The 2,186-nt window shown below is 67.8% G+C and carries 2 protein-coding genes; both read right to left on the reverse strand.

All coding sequences use genetic code 11. The annotated features are described in order from the left end of the window. Window positions 1-64: 64 nt before the first annotated feature. Window positions 65-871 (reverse strand): IS21-like element helper ATPase IstB, encoded by an 807-nt coding sequence (gene istB / locus AC6EH9_RS20000; protein WP_498425444.1) that lies wholly within the window; start codon window positions 869-871, stop codon window positions 65-67. Next, the gene (istA, locus tag AC6EH9_RS20005) at window positions 871-2,115 is read right to left on the reverse strand and encodes an IS21 family transposase (protein ID WP_498425445.1); all 1,245 of its coding nucleotides are present in this window, start codon (window positions 2,113-2,115) and stop codon (window positions 871-873) included. The genes istB and istA overlap by 1 nt, the downstream gene beginning before the upstream one ends. Window positions 2,116-2,186 lie beyond the last annotated feature (71 nt).

The following is a 2,186-nucleotide window of genomic DNA, read 5'->3' on the forward strand; positions in this document are numbered from 1 at the left end:
TGTCAACGCTCCCCGAATGTTGGGCCGGTTCTGCTCTTTGAAAGTTAGGCCACTTCGGTGTTGGTCATTGTGCCGTGTTCTCGGCTCGTGCTGAGGGAAGTGTCGCGATCCCGGTGTCTTTGAGCCGGTAGGAGCTGCCTTTCAGGGTGAGGACGTCGGCGTGGTGGACGATGCGGTCGATCATGGCTGCGGCGACGACCTGGTCGCCGAACACGTCGCCCCATCGGGCGAAGGGCAGGTTGCTGGTCAGGATCAGTGAGGCGTGTTCGTAGCGTGAGGACACGAGCTGGAAGAAGAGGTTCGCGGCGTCTTGCTCGAAGGGGATGTAGCCGACCTCGTCGACGATGATCAGCCCGTAGCGGCGTAGCCGGGCGAGTTCGTTGCTGAGTCGTCCGGCGGCGTGTGCTTCTTGGAGCCGGGTGACCCAGTCGGTGGCTGTCGCGAACAGCACTCGGTGTCCGGCGTGGGCGGCCTTGATCCCTAGTCCGATGGCCAGGTGGGTCTTTCCGGTGCCGGGCGGGCCGAGGAGCACCAGGTTCTGGGCGGCGTCGATGAACGTTGCGGTGCCTAGGTGGGCCACGACGTCGCGCTTGAGCGCGGGCTGGTGCTCGAGGTTGAAGTCCTCGAGTGACTTGCGCCCGGGGAAGCCTGCGGCGCGGATGCGGTGCTCGGCGCCGGCCGCGTCGCGCGCCGATACCTCACGCGAAAGCACCGCAGCCAGGTACTCCTCATGGGTCCAGGACGCTTCGCGGGCTTGATCGGCCAGTCGGGTGGCGGCTTCGCGGATCCGGGGTGCTTTCAACGCCCGGGACAGGTACTCGATCTGCTTGACCGACTCGGTTGCCGGGCTGGCGGTAGTGGTCGTGGGCATCAGGCCACCTCGCCGTCGGTGTCGTCGAGTCCTGTGTGGGTGGGCAGGTCGACACCGAAGGCGGTGTCGTAGTCGGCCAGGTCACGCAGCAGGTCACCACTGGTCGGAGCCGCGGGACGCCCGTAGGCCTCACGCAACCGACGAGCGGTGTCCACGTGGTCGGGGGCGGTGATGGTGGCCGCGGTGCCCCAGCTGCGGGCGTGGTTGCCTACCAGCTGGTCTTGGCAGGTGACCTGGACGGTGGACAGGTCGGCGTGGACCTCGACCATCCGTCCGATCACACTCGGGTCGACGGAGTAGTCGTTGCCTGCGACACGGACGTAGTAGTCGCGTGGCAGCCGGACCCGGGTGCGGACCCCGGTCGCCGGGGGCATCGGGGGCAGCGCCAGCATCGCGGCCTTGTCGATGGCGACCAGTTCGGCAGGGCGACCGCTGAGTCGCCGCACGGTGCGGGCGTTGGCGACCGGGAGCCAGGCGGCGAGTTGGGTGTTGAAGTCCGCTGGGCTGGTGAAGGTCCGGCCGGGCAGGAACGAGGTTTCCAGGTAGCCGTTGGCGCGTTCCACGATGCCCTTGGACTCAGGGTCGAACGGTTTGAGCTGCACGATCCGGGTGGCCAGGGTGCCGCAGAACCCGGCCACTCCTTCGGCGTAGCTGTTGCGCCGCCCGATGCCTGCCTCGTTGTCCCAGATCAGTCGGTGCGGGACCGCGCCCAGCTGGTTCGACAGCAGCTCCCACATGCCGGCCAGCAGGTCGCCGGTGGTGCGCGTGGGCAGCATGGCCGCGGTGATGAACCGGGAGTAGGACGACACGATCACCAGCACCGGTGGGGCACCGGTCTGTCCTGGTCCCAGCGGGATCGTGACCGGTGGGAACCACAGGTCGCACTGGGCCTGGTCGCCAGGGCGATACTCCAACCGGTCCGCCGGGTCACGGGGCGCGTAGTCGACGCGCAGCACCGCGATCCGCTTGCGGAACCACGACGCTGACCCCTGCCAGCCGACCCGCTCGGCCAGCACCGAGGCCGGCATGGTCGGGAACTCCTTCAACAGCTCCCGCACCCGCGGCTCGTAGGCGTCGAATGCCGAGGCCGCCTTCGGCCGGACGTAACGCGGCGGGGACGTCGAGTTCACCGCCCTTGTGACCGTGTCCCGCGCGATCCCCAGGTGCTTGGCTATCGCCCGGATCGACATCTGCTCCTGCGCGTGCAGACGCCGGATCTCAGCCCAGTCCTCCACTGTCATCACCCAATCCATCGTGGTCGGGTGGCCTACTTTTCGAAGAGCGCTACTGGCCTAGTTTTCGGGGAGCGTCGACA

The organism is Nocardioides sp. Z21_20 (assembly GCF_059766585.1).